16 protein-coding genes and 1 tRNA gene are annotated in these 15,662 nt (G+C 42.9%); 4 read left to right on the forward strand and 13 right to left on the reverse strand.

The window, feature by feature from the left end; all coding sequences use genetic code 11:
* The first annotated feature begins 34 nt into the window (after positions 1-34).
* Positions 35-106, forward strand: a tRNA-Met gene (locus K1Y79_RS15515).
* Between the two features lie 316 nt (positions 107-422).
* Here the strand turns inward: K1Y79_RS15515 and K1Y79_RS15520 are convergent.
* The 9 genes from K1Y79_RS15520 to K1Y79_RS15560 form a co-directional block, all read right to left on the reverse strand.
* Positions 423-899, reverse strand: coding sequence for a Dps family protein (locus tag K1Y79_RS15520; RefSeq protein WP_220251083.1), 477 nt, complete (start codon positions 897-899; stop codon positions 423-425).
* Between the two features lie 26 nt (positions 900-925).
* Positions 926-1,636, reverse strand: a complete 711-nt coding sequence (locus K1Y79_RS15525; protein WP_220251084.1) for a pirin family protein — start codon at positions 1,634-1,636, stop codon at positions 926-928.
* A gap of 149 nt (positions 1,637-1,785) precedes the next feature.
* Positions 1,786-2,196 (reverse strand): OsmC family protein, encoded by a 411-nt coding sequence (locus K1Y79_RS15530; RefSeq protein ID WP_220251085.1) that lies wholly within the window; start codon positions 2,194-2,196, stop codon positions 1,786-1,788.
* 303 nt (positions 2,197-2,499) lie between these two features.
* Positions 2,500-3,027 carry a YceI family protein gene (locus K1Y79_RS15535; RefSeq protein WP_220251086.1) on the reverse strand — a complete coding sequence of 176 codons (528 nt, stop codon included), beginning with the start codon at positions 3,025-3,027 and terminating at the stop codon, positions 2,500-2,502.
* A 346-nt stretch (positions 3,028-3,373) separates the two neighbouring features.
* Positions 3,374-4,285: a helix-turn-helix domain-containing protein gene (locus K1Y79_RS15540; protein WP_220251087.1), complete on the reverse strand. Its 912-nt coding sequence runs from the start codon at positions 4,283-4,285 to the stop codon at positions 3,374-3,376.
* Positions 4,282-5,133: a segregation and condensation protein A gene (locus K1Y79_RS15545; protein WP_236059655.1), complete on the reverse strand. Its 852-nt coding sequence runs from the start codon at positions 5,131-5,133 to the stop codon at positions 4,282-4,284. Before K1Y79_RS15545 ends, K1Y79_RS15540 begins: the two co-directional genes overlap by 4 nt.
* A gap of 25 nt (positions 5,134-5,158) precedes the next feature.
* Complete coding sequence (locus K1Y79_RS15550) at positions 5,159-6,109, reverse strand: DUF3078 domain-containing protein (protein ID WP_220251088.1); 951 nt, start codon at positions 6,107-6,109, stop codon at positions 5,159-5,161.
* Between the two features lie 166 nt (positions 6,110-6,275).
* Positions 6,276-6,707, reverse strand: a complete 432-nt coding sequence (gene mscL / locus K1Y79_RS15555) for a large conductance mechanosensitive channel protein MscL (RefSeq protein WP_220251089.1) — start codon at positions 6,705-6,707, stop codon at positions 6,276-6,278.
* Positions 6,708-6,791: 84 nt separating this feature from the next.
* Positions 6,792-7,538: a PPK2 family polyphosphate kinase gene (locus K1Y79_RS15560; protein WP_220251090.1), complete on the reverse strand. Its 747-nt coding sequence runs from the start codon at positions 7,536-7,538 to the stop codon at positions 6,792-6,794.
* A gap of 120 nt (positions 7,539-7,658) precedes the next feature.
* On the opposite strand from K1Y79_RS15560, the gene K1Y79_RS15565 reads away from it, so the two are divergent.
* Positions 7,659-8,528, forward strand: a complete 870-nt coding sequence (locus K1Y79_RS15565; protein WP_220251091.1) for a DMT family transporter — start codon at positions 7,659-7,661, stop codon at positions 8,526-8,528.
* A gap of 48 nt (positions 8,529-8,576) precedes the next feature.
* Here K1Y79_RS15565 and frr read toward each other — a convergent pair whose 3' ends face one another.
* Positions 8,577-9,140, reverse strand: coding sequence for a ribosome recycling factor (gene frr, locus K1Y79_RS15570; RefSeq protein ID WP_220251092.1), 564 nt, complete (start codon positions 9,138-9,140; stop codon positions 8,577-8,579).
* 100 nt (positions 9,141-9,240) lie between these two features.
* Positions 9,241-10,395 (reverse strand): glycosyltransferase family 4 protein, encoded by a 1,155-nt coding sequence (locus tag K1Y79_RS15575; RefSeq protein ID WP_220251093.1) that lies wholly within the window; start codon positions 10,393-10,395, stop codon positions 9,241-9,243.
* A 175-nt stretch (positions 10,396-10,570) separates the two neighbouring features.
* On the opposite strand from K1Y79_RS15575, the gene K1Y79_RS15580 reads away from it, so the two are divergent.
* Positions 10,571-11,407 carry a transketolase gene (locus tag K1Y79_RS15580; protein ID WP_220251094.1) on the forward strand — a complete coding sequence of 279 codons (837 nt, stop codon included), beginning with the start codon at positions 10,571-10,573 and terminating at the stop codon, positions 11,405-11,407.
* A gap of 418 nt (positions 11,408-11,825) precedes the next feature.
* Here the strand turns inward: K1Y79_RS15580 and K1Y79_RS15585 are convergent, their stop codons facing one another.
* Together K1Y79_RS15585 and rbfA are read right to left on the reverse strand one after the other, a co-directional pair.
* Positions 11,826-13,055: an FtsX-like permease family protein gene (locus K1Y79_RS15585; protein WP_220251095.1), complete on the reverse strand. Its 1,230-nt coding sequence runs from the start codon at positions 13,053-13,055 to the stop codon at positions 11,826-11,828.
* 13 nt (positions 13,056-13,068) lie between these two features.
* Complete coding sequence (rbfA, locus tag K1Y79_RS15590; RefSeq protein ID WP_220251096.1) at positions 13,069-13,443, reverse strand: 30S ribosome-binding factor RbfA; 375 nt, start codon at positions 13,441-13,443, stop codon at positions 13,069-13,071.
* 143 nt (positions 13,444-13,586) lie between these two features.
* On the opposite strand from rbfA, the gene K1Y79_RS15595 reads away from it, so the two are divergent.
* The gene (locus K1Y79_RS15595; RefSeq protein ID WP_220251097.1) at positions 13,587-15,422 is read left to right on the forward strand and encodes an ABC transporter ATP-binding protein; all 1,836 of its coding nucleotides are present in this window, start codon (positions 13,587-13,589) and stop codon (positions 15,420-15,422) included.
* The last annotated feature ends 240 nt before the right edge of the window (positions 15,423-15,662 follow it).

The raw sequence follows: 15,662 nt of genomic DNA on the forward strand, positions 1-15,662 counted from the left end.
TAGTATATAATAAATCCTATCTTTGCACCCTCATTGTGAGGTAGAGCAGTGGTAGCTCGTCGGGCTCATAACCCGAAGGTCAGAGGTTCGAATCCTCTCCTCGCTACAAAAGCAAAAAGAGCCGAAGTTAATTCGGCTCTTTTTATTTATGGTCATCTTTGCAAGTAAGTATTCAGGTCAATGCTTAGTATCACTTTGCCTAGATATAAGCAACCAGTAAGCAGTCTTTTCTTATCCCCCAATCGGCCTGAATGTTACCCGACAGTTTCCTTTGCTACTCACCGTAAGTCCACATTACTAATAAGCTGCACAGTAAAACAGCAAAGCTGCCATACAGAACTATCGCTCTATACAGCAGCCTTGTAATTATCTTAATCAAGTATTGTCTACTAGATCAGTTATTTCCGATTCAACAAACCTGATTACTTCAGGTATGCATTATACATCCAGACCATTTTCTCTTGCTCACGGATATAAGTAGTGATCAGGTCATTGGTACCATCGTCACCTACTTCATTGCTCAATGCAGATACCTCTCTTTCTATCTCGATCAGCGTCTGTAAACCGGAGAGTACATGTTGTACACAGGCTACATCTTTACTTTCATGTTTTACTTCAGTAATGATTGACTGTTCTATATAGTCAGTAAATGCATGTGTTGGTGTAAATCCAAGCGTCAATATTCTCTCTGCCAGTTCGTCTATTTTCGTCAGTGCATCTGTATATAATTCTTCAAATTTCACATGCAGTGTAAAGAACTTATCACCACGGATATTCCAGTGAAACCCTCTAACGTTCATATAGAACAACTGGTAGGTAGCCAGCAGTACATTCAGCTTTTCAGCAAGCTCTTTGGATGTCTTCTTTTCAAGACCGATATTGGTAGTTGCGGAACTCATATCATATTTTTTTAGGGTAATGGTAATCAAATCATTGGTACATCAATCAACAAAAAGTCTGCCGCTTTGAGTGTTCTGATTGTCGCACTTTCGTAATTACTCAGGCCTATAGCATCGCGCCGTTTCAGTGTTTCACCTGCTATTTCAACTTCTCCGTCCAGTACAAAAAGATACGTACCATGGTGCTGCATTTTCGGCGCTATCTCCACACTTTGTCCCTCGTCAAAATGGCCGAGTGAGAACCACGCATCCTGATTGATCAATAAGGCATTACTATCAGCCTCGGGAGATACAACAACCTGCAATTTATTATGCCGGTCAGCAATATCAAATGCCTGCTGTTGGTATCGTGGTGTTATGTTTTTAAGTTTAGGGAATACCCATATCTGCAGAAAGTTAACAGGATCTGTTTTAGACGCATTGAACTCTGAGTGAGCTATTCCGCTTCCGGCGCTCATGATCTGCACTTCGTTATTACGAATGATCTCATGCCGGCCTGTGTTATCTTTATGTTCCAATGCACCGGTCAGTGGTATAGATACAATCTCCATATTATCATGCGGATGAGTGCCGAACCCCATACCACCTTTTACTATATCGTCATTGAGTACACGTAATGCGCCAAAGTGTATACGTTCCGGATTATAATAACCTGCGAAGCTGAATGTATGATAACTCTGCAACCAGCCATGATTGGAAAAGCTACGGGAATCTGCCCTGTGAATGATTTTTTCCATATTGTGTTCCTTTTACAATACAAATATCCTCATTCAGCAAGGCCTGGAAAATGGATAGGTTGATGAAAAGGGTGTACTATTTATATCAAAAGAAAAGTCCCGTGCTGTATTCACTAGCACGGGACTTTTCTTTTGATATACTTTGATGATTACGCCAGTGATGCATCCAGTGTAATCTCAGTGTTCAGCAGTTTGGAAATAGGACAATTGGTTCTTGCCTCTTCTGCCAGTTCCAGGAATTTAGCCTGATCAATACCAGGAACAGTTGCTTTCAGCTCCAGATGGCTGCTGGTGATAGCGCCATTGTCAAGTGTGATTGTTGCCTTTGTATCAATGTTCTCAGGAGTAAAACCAGCGCCGGAAAGTAAAAAGCTGAGCTTCATAGTAAAACAACCTGAATGCGCAGCTGCTATCAGCTCTTCAGGATTGGTGCCAGTACCTTCTTCAAAACGGCTCTTATAGGAGTATGCTGTATTGTCCAGTACACCAGACTGTGAACTTACTGTACCTTTTCCATCTTTACCTGTACCTTTCCAGTTAGCGGATGCAGATCTTTTCATAATAAATGCGTTTGATTAAATGATTGAATTATGTGAATGATTGAGGTTATATCAACTACCTGAAATTACTATTCTTTTTCTTTCGGAACATGTAATTACACGTAGATTTTTCTCTACATATCATTACACAACAAAAAGCCGGATGAATTACTTCATCCGGCTTACACTGTTACTGGCAATCATCCTCAAAAAAACATCTTTCAACACGCCATTGCCCCCCGCTGTTTTCCCTATGTCTGTATATCCTTATTCCAAGCTATTCACAATAAATATCGCAATGGTCGATTGCCAGTATTACACGCACTAAGCCTGTTTCACTAATTGTACGCTGGCCTGCAACTTTACTTCTTCACCAAGCATTACACCACCATTGTCAGTCACCGCGTTAAATGAAACTCCGAAATCCTTTCTGTTAACTTTTCCTTTTATTTCAAAACCAGCTTTGGTCTGGCCATATGGATCTTTTACGATACCACTAAATTCTACAGCCAATTCCACTGGTTTGGTAACGCCACGCATAGTCAGGTCACCAATTATTTTGTAGTTCTCATCGTCCACTTTCTTCACACCGGTAGATACAAAGGAGATCTTCGGATACTGTGCAGCATGAAAGAAGTCTTCTGCCAGCAAGTGCTGATCACGCTGTTCATTCTTTGTAGTAATGCTATTAACATCAGCTTCAAAAGAGATCTTCGCATCGGTAAAATCATCACTGCTGCTTTCAGCTGTACCTTCATACTTTCCGAAGTATCCGGTTACGTTAGTGATCATCAGGTGTCTGATCTTAAATTCTACATCGCTGTGAGTTGGGTCGATTTTCCAGATTGCCATAACTTTAAGTGTTTTAGTTTAATGTTTTTTTAAGTACGTTTTTTCTGTTGATGATGTCTTCTGCCAGCTTATGAACAACCGCCGGGTATCCGGGTCTCTTCCATCTCACTACCTTCTTTCTGCTCATCTGTCGTTGTCATATCCGTTTCATTAAGACAGTACAAAGTTATATGTTGCAACAAATGTTAGGAATGGATTAAAAGACATTATTGGTGGACTTTTTTCTGTTGAGATTGACAAGCTAGTAGGAGATATATAGGAATTAAGGGGCATCAAGCTGTCAATAAGAATTGAAAACCAGTCAGTTCTACTAATAAGTAGGTACTCTTGCCTAGAATATCAGGCTTTAATCCTTCGCCGGCTCATTGGCGCGTGAGGCATCTTTAAACTCGGACGGTGTCTGGCTGGTGTATTTTTTAAAGAAACGGCTGAAATAGTGGGGGTCCTCAAAGCCGAGTTTATACGCTATCTCTTTAGCGGAAAGGTCTGTATTATATAAATATCTCTGCGCTTCCAGGATCACCCGGTTGCGGATATGCTCTCCGGCAGTAATACCAGACAGCTGTTTACTTATTTCATTGAGTAGTACCGGCTTAATATGCAGAATACCGGCATAATCTGATACATTCTTAAGTTCTGTGTACTTTTCCTCGATCAGGTTCTTAAACTGCAGGAAAAGTGAGCTATTGTGTGTGGCATGCTGCTCCGGAGCCGCCAACATGCTACTTCCTTTAATACGGGAAGCCATTACCAGAAAATAACGCAGCAGGCCATGGAAAGCGGTCTCATATTCAGCCTCCTGCTGCTGCACTTCCTTCATCATCATATGCACGACCATCTCAAAATCCTTCTCCTGCTCTGCCGTAAGGGTAATGACACTACTAAACTGATTATTAAAAAAGAGGGACGAATTGATACCCATCAGGGTAGCCGCCTGGTCCTTTAGACACATAAACGCATCCTGAAAGGCAATCATGTATCCTTCGACCTTGTCACTGAAATCCATTTTGTGCACCTGTCCCGGAGCAAGAAAGAAAAGGGTGTTCTTCTTTACCGCATAGGTAACTGTATCAATAGTATTGATCAGCTGTCCTTCCTTGATCCAATATATTGTATAGAAATCATGTCTGTGGGCAACGCCATTACTGGAAAAAAAACCATCACCCAGTTCACACAGTCCCGACACAACAAATTTTGGGTCTGTCTGTGCATACCGCGGTAAAGACACTAGTTCTATATGTGCACGTTTTTCACTCATTCCAAGGTACCGGCAACTTCTACCTCCCGGTCTTCAGGTTCAATATAGTCAATGATAAAATTATTCCGGCCTTCTCCCACCATGATTCCCAGGTATTTCATCTGTACCAGCTCTAGCATGCTAAGGAAAAGAAAAATAGCATGTACTCTGTCCCGGCACAGGTCAAAGATTTTCTCGAAGGAGAGCGTCTTTTCATCCCGGGCGAGGTCTATCATGTACTCACGGGAGCCTTCCATTGTATATTCATACTTATAAACAACGTGTTGCGGCTTGTTTTCCCGTTGCTTTACCCGCTGCATGATCTTTTCAAAGGTCTGTGTCAGCTTAAATAAGGTAAGTGTCTGTATTTCAGTGCCTTCACTAGTAGCTTCTCCGATGCTCGCCAGCTCTTTGGCTATATTTCCGCGTTTAATCTGCAGCATTCTCTCCGCTTCCCGTTCTGCCAGCTCCGCCGCTGCCTGCTTATAACGCTTATATTCCAATATTTTATCAATCAACTCCTGACGAGGATCTATCTCTACCCCCTGCTCATCTAACTCCTTCCGTGGTAACAACATCTTTGCCTTAATACGCATTAATGTAGATACGAACAGAATGAACTCGCTGGCCAGCTCAATATTGAGTGACTCCAGGTGATGAATATAATCAAGAAAATCGTTGGTAATTGTGGTAATCGGGATGTTATAGATGTCCAGCTCATCTCTCTCAATGAAAAAGAGCAGCAGGTCAAATGGCCCCTCAAACTGGGGTAATTTTATCTTATAGGAGTTGTCATTCATGTTGTTATGTATGGCTTTCACTTCAGTTTCCAGTAGCTTAGCCGCAACCGGAGCACAAGTGAAAGCCATCAAAATTAACGAAAATTCCCGCTCATCAGAATTTGGCAGTAAATCCTACCCCGATCACCTGTTTAACCTGTAATCTAGGCCCTAATACGCCTGTTTTCTCATTTTCAAATACACGGACATCATCATCATAGATCATATCTACAGAAACATTCGCTGTAATATATTTATTAACCTGCAGGTTCAGGCTGTTGGTCCAGAAAAGGTCTACGTTCTGCGGATTGTGTTTATAATCAGAGAACAGATCAAGCCTGGTTTTGTATACAATATTCTTTGCGAGCGTCTTTACCCAATTCACCGTCAGGTAAGCACCTAATTCGTTTTTCACATGTCTGCCACTGTCTACTCCAAATGCCCCCTGCGCTGCCAGACGGTCATCCATTACAATGACATAACGGGCAGTAACAGGAGAGAAAAATACTGACAACTGATCACTTGGTTTATAGTCAAGACCCGGAGACATCAATACATAGGCAGGAGAAAAAAAGCGGGATACCAATGTCGGTTTAACTGAATCAACTGTTGAATACAGGTAACCATCTGTAAACTGCGTACGCAAATCGAGCAGGGCGCTTAAATATAGATTTCTGCCGATCTCATATCCATATTTCGTAGTAACTCCAATACGGTCATCGCTTTTACGACCGCCAAGGCTGGTAGTATTAACATAACCGTATGCCAGGTCCAGGACGTTATCCCAGTTATTTTTTCCCTTTTTATAAAATGCGTAAGCATTCAGATTGGATGCTACCGAGAAGGAGAACTTATCACCACCCGCAGCCCAGTTGGTCAGGCTTCCCTGGTTAATATTCAGGTTAAAGGTCCCACCTTTCTTCCACAGAGAGGGAACTGTGTCGCTGGCATCTTTCTTTATTCTTCCGCTGGCTTCTTCTCTGGATGTTTTCATCCAGTCACTCTGTGCATATAGCGCCTGAAAACATAATAATAAGCCAATAATAGTCAGGACGGATCTTCTCATCAGTGTAAATAGTTAATGCTATGGATAATTTTGCCGTTATATGGACGATACGAACATACCACGTTGTGACAACGTGGCCGCAAAAATAAAAAACTAAAAGGGAAATTTGAGGCAAGGGAGTAAGCAGCCGGATGCGGGGATACACAATCCGGCTACCAGCGTATGTCTATTTATTTTTCAGCGCATCACGGATCTCCATGAGCAGCTTTTCTTGTGTTGTTGGCGCTGGTGGCGCTGCAGGAGCAGCTTCTTTCTTCTTACGCATGCTGTTCATAAATTTAACCAGCAGGAAGATGCAGAAGGCTATCAATATAAAGTCAATAACACTCTGTACAAATGCGCCATAGGCAAATATGGGTGCTCCGGCTTCCTTTGCCTTTTCCAATGAAGGAAAGTCTGTGCCCTTGCTTGTATTAAGCAACCAGAACTTATCTTTAAAATTAATACCTCCGGTTACGATACCTAGTACCGGCATAAAAATGTTATCAACCAACGATGTTACAATCTTCTGGAAAGCACCACCGATGATCACACCGACAGCAAGATCCATTACATTGCCACGCGTGGCAAACTCTCTAAATTCTTTGAAGAAAGACATAATACAGCTTTTTTTAAGGGTGAAGACAATCTGTCGCTAAGATAGTTATTATTATAAGTTATAACATATACTCTCAGCTGGTTTTTACTGTTTCAGCGGAGGATACTGCATTTCAAACGAACGAAGTGTATCCCTCAACGTTTGTGCCACCACATGTTCCTTATACCAGTTCTTATCCGCCGGTATGATGTTCCAGGGTACATCACTGCAATGTTCAAAGGCATCTTCGTACATCCTTCTATACTCTTTCCAACGTTTTGCTTCGGCTGAATCAGACTTATTGTATTTCCACATCTTACGCGGATCTTCCAGTCTTTCCTGCAGGCGTTTTGCCTGCTCTTCCTGTGATATATGCAGGTAGAATTTAAGTATGGTTGTATTATTATCTTCATTCAACAGCTTCTCAAAATCATTGATTGCCTGCATCCTTTTTTTTGCAGTATCGTCATCTATCCATTTGTGTACACGCTGTATCAGAATATCTTCATAATGAGAACGATTGAACACCTGAATCATACCTTTCGCCGGTACATGCCGATGGATACGCCAGAGAAAATCATGCTCCTTTTCCTCATCTGTAGGTGTCTTAAATGACTTCACATTAACGCCCTGCGGATTCATATTCCCTAATACTTTCCGGATCAGCCCATCTTTTCCACTGGCATCCATCCCCTGTAATACGATCAATACAGCATGTTGATGCTGCGCATATAAAAGGTTCTGGAGTTCATCCAATTCTTTTACAATTTCTTTGGTCATTAACTTGACTGCTTCTTTTTCCAGTCCTTCGGGTGGGGTAGTACTAATTTCTGTTAATCTTATCTTACTCATGCTAAAAGGGTTAATGCTTGTATCTGTAACAAATTACACTCCGAAGTGTTGCGGTACAACGAAATTCTACTTATCTGTGTAGTAAAATATTCGGACCTTGCATCCTTAAATCAACCAATTGTGAACAACCGTGCTATTCACTGGAGTATTTTCCTTCTTTTATCATTAACCTGGGGTAGTTCCTTCATCCTGATGAAGGTCGGTATGGAAGCCCTTTCCCCATATCAGGTAGCCAGTCTGCGCCTACTGAGTGCCGGTTTAGCCTTGCTTCCTTTCTTCTTTAAATTTATCCGCAAGACTCCTGTCTCCAAAATACCTATGATCATTCTTTCGGGTATTCTGGGTAACCTGCTGCCGGCATACCTGTTTTGTATTGCTGAAACACGTATAGATAGTTCGCTGGCTGGCATATTAAACAGTCTAGTTCCGCTGATGGCTTTACTGGCTGGCTTCTTCCTGTTCCGGGCACCGATTGTAAAGCAACAGCTGCTGGGTATATGTGTAGGATTGCTTGGCGTTGTAATGTTATTTGCGGTAAAGGGACTTGATGCCGGTTATTGGTACTATGGCTTATGGATAGTACTTGCAACTGTGTGCTATGGAGTGAATATCTCCCTGGTACACCATCACCTGAAGGGATACAGTTCTTTACAACTGGGATCAATTGCCCTGTTCTTCTGTGCGTTGTTTGCGCTGCCCGTACTATGGCTGACCAATTTCACTGAGGTATTGTCAGGACCGGCAATTCCCTGGAGATCGCTTGCGGCAAGTGTAACATTAGGGGTGCTGGGTAGTGGGATAGCTTCTGTATTATTTTATATTCTGATCAACAAGGCAGGGGCGATGTTTGCCTCGATGGTTACGTATGCGTTACCGGTTGTGGCGATAGGGTGGGGGCTGCTGGCAGGTGAGCAGATATCTGTTCTGCAGATTCTCTGCCTGATGATCATTCTGGCAAGTGTATATACCGTCAATAAAGCAAAACGCTGATCTTTCGATCAGCGTTTTGGATAACTTTCAATCTGTATGTTCGATGTATTAGATAACCATAATTTCCTTCTCTTTCTGAGCAGTATGTTTATCTACCAGTTCAATATATTTGTTGGTCAGGTTCTGTACATCTGCTTCAGCATCCTTCGCAGTGTCTTCGCTTAAACCGTCTTTCTGCAATTTTTTGATACCTTCGATCGCATCTCTGCGGATATTTCTGATCGCAATTTTTGCCTGTTCACCTTCACCTAATGCACGTTTTACAAATTCTTTCCTTCTTTCTTCGGTCAATGGCGGCAGGAACATACGGATGATTTGTCCGTCGTTTTGCGGGTTAATTCCGATGTTGGAGGCGATGATAGCCCTTTCAATTGGCTGCAGCATGTTCCTTTCCCATGGCTGTACAGTCAGGGTACGGGCGTCAGCAACGGCGATATTAGCTACCTGCGCCAGAGGAGTGGGCGCACCATAGTAGTCTACCGTAATTCCATCCAGAATCTGCGGAGTGGCTTTACCGGCTCTGATCTTGGTAAGTTCCGATTCCAGGTGGCCGATTGCCTTGCGCATGGTTGCGGTGGCATCTTCTATAATTAACGTTAGATCATCTTGCATAGCAAAAAATAATTAAGTGCCTGCAAACCTACAGGATTTATCTGAATTTGGAAAGTTGTAACAAAGGGGAGGTCCCGGTTCAGGATGACCGGGCCTGTAGCTATTTATCCTGAAGAATACCTTTCTTGTTCACACGGAGAATCTTCGGATGACTGATAGCAGCCTGTGCCTCATTGGCAGCATCACTGATTGCAGCAACTGCGATAGCGCGCAGTATAGCTTCTTTCCTTTTCTTCATCTGATACAGGATGCCGGTTAGTAACAACGCAGATCCAAGAATCACACTTAACAGGTAGGCCGAGCCTATATCCTGCAAGGCAAATGCCAGCGCAATATAACCAGCATTAATCGATACTATCACTACAGTAGTCTGCCGGTGGTTCAGTCCTAGCTCCAGCAGATAGTGATGTATATGATTGCGGTCAGCAGAGAACGGAGACCTTCCCTGCATCATACGGATAGCAAAAACACGAAGTGTATCAAAAAGCGGCATCACCAGGATAGCAATCGCCACTATAGGAACAGCATTTACCGGTAGTTTACCAGCCGGATTACCAGCTACCTCAATGAATTTAATCACCAGGATAGCATTCACCAGTCCTACCATCAGAGATCCGGTATCTCCCATAAAAATACGTGCTGGAGATATGTTATATATCAGGAATGCAGCCAGGCCACCTGCCATAGCAAATCCCATCACCGCATACAGGAGTTCGCCTGTATACAGAAAATAAGTACCCATTACACCAGCTACCAGCATACCAATACTACCTGCCAGACCATCTACGCCATCAATCAGATTAAAAGCATTGATAATCACAAGGAAAGTAAAGTAGGTAAGTAACAAGCTAAAATGAGGAGGCAGGGCATCTATACCCAGAATGCCATACATGCTGCTGATCTGTAAATTACCGAGATATATTACTGCAAAGGACGCCATTAGCTGTCCTACCAATTTCTTAAGCGGGGAAAGACCAACAATATCATCCTTCATGCCCACCATGAAGATAACAATAAAAGCAGCGACCATGTACTGAAATGGAGAATCGGCAAAAGCAGGTACGCATACCGCAGATGCCATCACAAATCCAGAAAAGAAACCGATACCCCCTAAGGTTGGTATACGAGCTTTGTGAGATTTCCGTTCGTCCGGTTCGTCATAAAGGTGCTTCAACTCTGCAACCCTTATTAATACAGGGATTGCAAAATAGGTTATAACAAAACTCAGGACAGTCGCAATTAAAACATTCTCCATGTTGGGAGGGGCTTGATTATTACAAAGATATTAATTTCAACCAAATGTGTATCATAAAAATAGGAAATTAAAAAGAATTGAGCCTTAATCACTAAAATCTATTAGCTTAGGGACTAATTATGCCAGATTCTATCTAAATTCTATTAATTTAGCAATCTCAAAATTTGCAATTATCATGCCTCAGTTGAAAGACATAGCAACACAAATAAGACGGGATATAGTTCGTATGGTGCATGGCTGCCAAAGCGGCCATCCAGGCGGTTCTTTAGGATGTGCAGATTTCTTTACTGCCCTCTATTTCAAAGTGATGCAGCACAAGCCGCAGCCTTTTGAAATGGATGGTTTAGATCAGGACCTGTTTTTCCTTTCCAACGGGCACATTTCTCCAGTATTCTACAGCACTTTAGCCCACGCAGGCTATTTTGACAAGTCAGAACTGGCCACTTTCCGTAAACTTAACTCCCGCCTCCAGGGTCACCCTACTACACACGAACACCTGCCAGGTGTAAGGGTAGCTTCCGGTTCCCTTGGCCAGGGTATGAGCGTAGCCATCGGTGCTGCTCTCTCTAAGAAATTAAATAATGACGATCGGCTGGTATTCTCCCTCCATGGTGATGGTGAACTGGAAGAAGGTCAGAACTGGGAAGCGATCATGTTCGCTCCTCACCATAAAGTTGACAACCTGATCGTAACAATCGACTGGAACGGTCAGCAGATAGATGGTACAGTGGAAGATGTTGCCGGTCTCGGAGACCTGGAACCTAAATTTGCTGCTTTCGGCTGGAAAGTACTGCACATGGATGGTAACAACATGGATGAAGTAGTAGCAACACTCGAAAAAGCAGTTAGCCTGACAGGTCAGGGCCAACCAATCGTGATCCTGATGAAAACAGTAATGGGTCAAGGCGTTGACTTTATGGAAGGTCACCACGAATGGCACGGTATCGCTCCAAGCGATGAGCAACTGGCTAAAGCACTGGCTCAGTTACCAGAAACACTGGGCGACTACTAGTAGTCTGAGAATCTGGCAATTACTTAGAAAAATCAATCGCAGTAATACAATACTGTGTACAATATCTATAAAATATTCAGCAAGAGGCAGTTTCTGATAAAGGAACTGCCTCTTTGCTATTTATATGCTACCACCCTCGTCTCTTACTACTGCTCATTTAATTAACCAGCTGATTATCAATATTATTATCTTATATACTATTCCTGCCATCATAAGAAAAAATCAGCTGATCACCGGACGAACAAGCGACGAACTAGCGACGAACAAGCGACGAACAAGAGATCTGCCTGAACACTTCTCCTCATAAATAAAGGACGAGCTAGCCATATCCTTGTAAAATCACATGCCCGATTATTCCAGTTACAATAAAAAAGCCCCCGGAAACCGGAGGCCCATACTATATATCTTAACTATAAACTCAGGTCGCTTTTAAAGCTATCTGCTCCCGGCCGGCCCTTCTTGCCGGATACCAGCTGGCCGCTCCACCTATCACAACAATCGTTACACACACCAGCACGAAATCTGAAAACTGCATACTGACCGGATAAGCATTTACCAGAAAAGATTCCTCCTCCAGCCTTATCAACCCGAAATGCTGCTGCAACAAACAGAACGTAATACTAATCCCAAAGCCAATCAATGTTCCCAGTCCGGCGATAATCATTCCCTCTGCCAGGAATATACGTGTAATCAACTGCGGACGCGCACCCATTGCTTTCAGAATAGTAATATCCTTCTGCTTCTCCATTACCAGCATATACAAACTGCCAATCATATTGAAAGCAGCAATGACAAGAATGAAGCTCATAATGACATATACCGCCCATCGCTCCGTCTGCATAATAGCATACAATGCCTGGTTCTGCTCATAACGGGTCTGAATTGTATACTGCGGCCCCAATACTTGCCCGAGCCGGCGCTTCAGCACTTTATCATCCAGGCCTGGCGTGCCTTTTACCTCTAATGCAGACATCTCATCTTCGCCCATGCCCAGCAGTCCGCGCATAAAAGCGATATTGGTCAGTACATACTTACTGTTAAACTCCTGCTGGATATTAAATGAGCCCGCCGGATACAATATACCGCTACTGAGCGCATCTTCCGGTGTAGTAACACTCGATACATTTCTGCGTGGCAGATATACGCTAATAGGAGTAAGATCCCGTTGTACGTCAACCCCCAGCGCCATTTCCAGTTCCAATCCCAGAATAGCGTTGTATCCCTGACTCTCCTCACCGGTATCAAACTTTCCTCTGGACATGCTTTTGTCCACAGCCGCTACTTTGTTATAGTTGCTGTCCACGCCCTTGAGGATAGCAATAGTCTGATCTCCCTGGCCGTAACGCAGTACCGCTTTCTCTTCTACTACCTCTGTCATAAAGGCTACACCTTTAACACCAGCAATCTGTTTTAGCTGAGCCGGTGTAAGCACAATGCTTTTTCCACTTACTGCACTGACTTTGACAGAAGGATAGAAAGTAGAATATAAGGATTTCACCAGGCCTTCAAATCCATTGAATACACTGAGTATGATAATCAGCGCTCCTGCTCCTACCGCAATTGCTGAAACACTCACCCAGGCAATGATATTGATGGCATTGGTACTTTTTTTTGCCCTGAAATAACGGGATGCGAACTGCCAGATCAATTTTTAAACTGTTTTATTTGTTTTCCCTCCCTGCGTCGTCTTCCTTGATCTTCTTAAACAGTTCTTCCATCTTGAAGATATATTCCAGTGTATCGTCCAGGAACAATGTCAGTTCCGGAATACGACGTAGCTGCTTTCCTACACGGTTACCCAGTTCTTTTTTGATCTCACCCATTCTTTCCTTGATCCTGTTCACCATCTCATGGCTATCTGCTATCTTGAACATACTCAGATACACCCTGGCTTCCAGCAGATCGGGAGTTACCTTTACGGAAGAGATGGAAATCATTCCACCATCTATCACATTGAATCCCATACGCTGAAATATTCCACTCAGTTCCTGTTGTAACAACTGTCCTATTTGTTTCTGTCTTTTGCTTTCCTGCATAATGTTTAAAGATTTGAGATTGTATTAACTTGCACCCTTAATTCAATCTTCTCCGGCAAAGATAAGGAAACAGGCATGTGCTGACAGATATAAATCGGTTCCTGCCCCGGAAAAGCTAAACAGATAAGATAAATAATCGTAAGATGAAGACTTTTATTAGGTTGCTGAGTTTGTCGAGGCCCTATCACCACTACATTCCGGAATATATCGTATACATCTTCCTGTATACATTATTCAGTCTGATGAATTTCACCCTGCTGATTCCTTTACTGGATGCACTGTTTAACACAGGTACATATGATGTAGTGGAGCAGTTGCCAGCTTTTACTCTCTCAATGTCCTATTTTAAAGACCTCTTCTATTATTATCTGAATGAATTACTGGTCATGTACAACGGCAATAAGTTCGCCATACTCGTCTACGTATGTGTCATTCTGTTTATCACTGTACTACTGAAGAATTTATTCAACTTCCTGGGTCAGCGCGTACTTACCCGTGTAAGGGTAGAAATGGTAAGAAAAATGAGGGAGAAGGCCTTTTATCAATATAGTAATCAATCACTTAGCTTCTTTCAGAATGAGCGCAAAGGAGATTTGTTGTCTGTGATCAGCAGTGATGTGGTAGAGGTGGAAAACTCTGTCGTGACGTCCATGCAAACCATCCTAAGAGATCCATTGGTAATTATTTCTACATTTATTACGCTCTTCTACATATCTAAAGAGCTTACCTTCTTCACCATACTCTTTTTCCCTTTATCTGGCCTGGTGCTAAGCTCTGTATCTAAGAAGCTTAAGAAGCAATCCACCGTTAGCCATGGGTTACTGGGTAAACTGTTGAATATCAGTGAGGAAACGCTTTCCGGTATCCGTATTATTAAAGCCTTCAATGCCGAGAAATTCATCAATAAGAAGTTTGAAGAAGATAACAGAGCCTATGCACGCACTGCCAGAAGCATACAGGAGCAACGTGAAGCTGCTTCTCCGGTATCCGAAGTACTAGGTGTGCTTGTGGTTATTATCATTATGCTGTATGGCGGTCGTCTCATTCTTTCAGGAGCGAGCGACGCACTGACCGGTACTACCTTCATCGCATACCTGGGCTTCTACTTCCAGATCCTTGCACCGGCTAAATCTATCGGTACTGCATTTACAGCGCTGCCTAAGGGTATTGCGGCCGGCGAACGTCTGCTACGTATCATCGATGCTCCTATTCCTATTACGGATAAAGAGAACCCGGCTGATTTGAATGGCTTTGAAAAGAACATTGAATTTAAAAACGTCTCTTTTGCTTACCAGGATAAACCTGTGCTGCAAAACGTAGAACTAACAATAGATAAAGGCCGTATGATTGCATTGGTAGGAAAGAGTGGGGCCGGCAAGTCTACTATGGCAGACCTGATCCCTCGTTTTTACGATGTCACTACTGGTTCCATACTCATAGATGGTAAAGATATACGCGATGTTAAAATGAGCGATCTGCGCAATTTAACAGGCATTGTATCACAGGAAGCTATTCTCTTCAACGATACTGTATTCAATAATATCGCTTTTGGTCTTGAGAATGCTGACAGAGAAAAGGTCATACAGGCTGCTAAAATTGCCAATGCACACGAGTTTATTATTCAACTGGAAAACGGATATGATACTTTCATCGGTGACCGTGGTATGAAACTCAGCGGCGGACAACGTCAGCGTCTTACCATTGCACGCGCCATCTTCAAAAATCCACCTATCCTGATTCTCGATGAAGCAACATCAGCGCTTGATACAGAATCAGAGAAACTGGTACAGGATGCACTGGACAAGCTGATGAAGAATCGTACTACCATCGTTATTGCTCACCGGTTGTCTACTATCCAGCACGCAAATGAGATCATAGTGCTCGATCAGGGTGAAATCAAAGAGCGCGGTACGCATGATGTGCTGATAACACAGGATGGTATATACAGAAAGCTGGTAGAAATGCAAGAATTTAAATAAATGGGGAGCGGGGCATTTCATTGATGGAAGTGCCCCGTACTCTTTCATAAAGATTTAATTATACAATAACATACCCTGTCTCCCCTTACGGAACGTTACCCCTACCTTGTTTGTAACTATCAACATGGCACTCTGATGCTCCATTAACCTGCCATCTCCTCTGCCGTGGCTGCTATGGTACCATTTTTGTGGCCTACTGCGCCTATGTCCATGTGGTCTGTGGTATTTTTACTATAGACC

This window comes from Chitinophaga rhizophila (genome assembly GCF_019492185.1).
GTDB classification, from domain to species: domain Bacteria; phylum Bacteroidota; class Bacteroidia; order Chitinophagales; family Chitinophagaceae; genus Chitinophaga; species Chitinophaga rhizophila.

What these genes read in the sequence shown, in the direction of transcription:
- K1Y79_RS15540 (WP_220251087.1), bottom strand. Translation starts at nt 4,285, where the DNA reads ATGAGTGAAAAACGTGCACATATAGAACTAGTGTCTTTACCGCGGTAT.
- mscL (WP_220251089.1), bottom strand. Translation starts at nt 6,707, where the DNA reads ATGTCTTTCTTCAAAGAATTTAGAGAGTTTGCCACGCGTGGCAATGTA.
- K1Y79_RS15575 (WP_220251093.1), bottom strand. Translation starts at nt 10,395, where the DNA reads ATGGAGAATGTTTTAATTGCGACTGTCCTGAGTTTTGTTATAACCTAT.
- K1Y79_RS15535 (WP_220251086.1), bottom strand. Translation starts at nt 3,027, where the DNA reads ATGGCAATCTGGAAAATCGACCCAACTCACAGCGATGTAGAATTTAAG.
- K1Y79_RS15530 (WP_220251085.1), bottom strand. Translation starts at nt 2,196, where the DNA reads ATGAAAAGATCTGCATCCGCTAACTGGAAAGGTACAGGTAAAGATGGA.
- K1Y79_RS15525 (WP_220251084.1), bottom strand. Translation starts at nt 1,636, where the DNA reads ATGGAAAAAATCATTCACAGGGCAGATTCCCGTAGCTTTTCCAATCAT.
- K1Y79_RS15560 (WP_220251090.1), bottom strand. Translation starts at nt 7,538, where the DNA reads ATGAGTAAGATAAGATTAACAGAAATTAGTACTACCCCACCCGAAGGA.
- rbfA (WP_220251096.1), bottom strand. Translation starts at nt 13,443, where the DNA reads ATGCAGGAAAGCAAAAGACAGAAACAAATAGGACAGTTGTTACAACAG.
- K1Y79_RS15545 (WP_236059655.1), bottom strand. Translation starts at nt 5,133, where the DNA reads ATGGCTTTCACTTGTGCTCCGGTTGCGGCTAAGCTACTGGAAACTGAA.
- K1Y79_RS15580 (WP_220251094.1), top strand. Translation starts at nt 10,571, where the DNA reads ATGCCTCAGTTGAAAGACATAGCAACACAAATAAGACGGGATATAGTT.
- frr (WP_220251092.1), bottom strand. Translation starts at nt 9,140, where the DNA reads ATGCAAGATGATCTAACGTTAATTATAGAAGATGCCACCGCAACCATG.
- K1Y79_RS15520 (WP_220251083.1), bottom strand. Translation starts at nt 899, where the DNA reads ATGAGTTCCGCAACTACCAATATCGGTCTTGAAAAGAAGACATCCAAA.
- K1Y79_RS15595 (WP_220251097.1), top strand. Translation starts at nt 13,587, where the DNA reads ATGAAGACTTTTATTAGGTTGCTGAGTTTGTCGAGGCCCTATCACCAC.
- K1Y79_RS15550 (WP_220251088.1), bottom strand. Translation starts at nt 6,109, where the DNA reads ATGAGAAGATCCGTCCTGACTATTATTGGCTTATTATTATGTTTTCAG.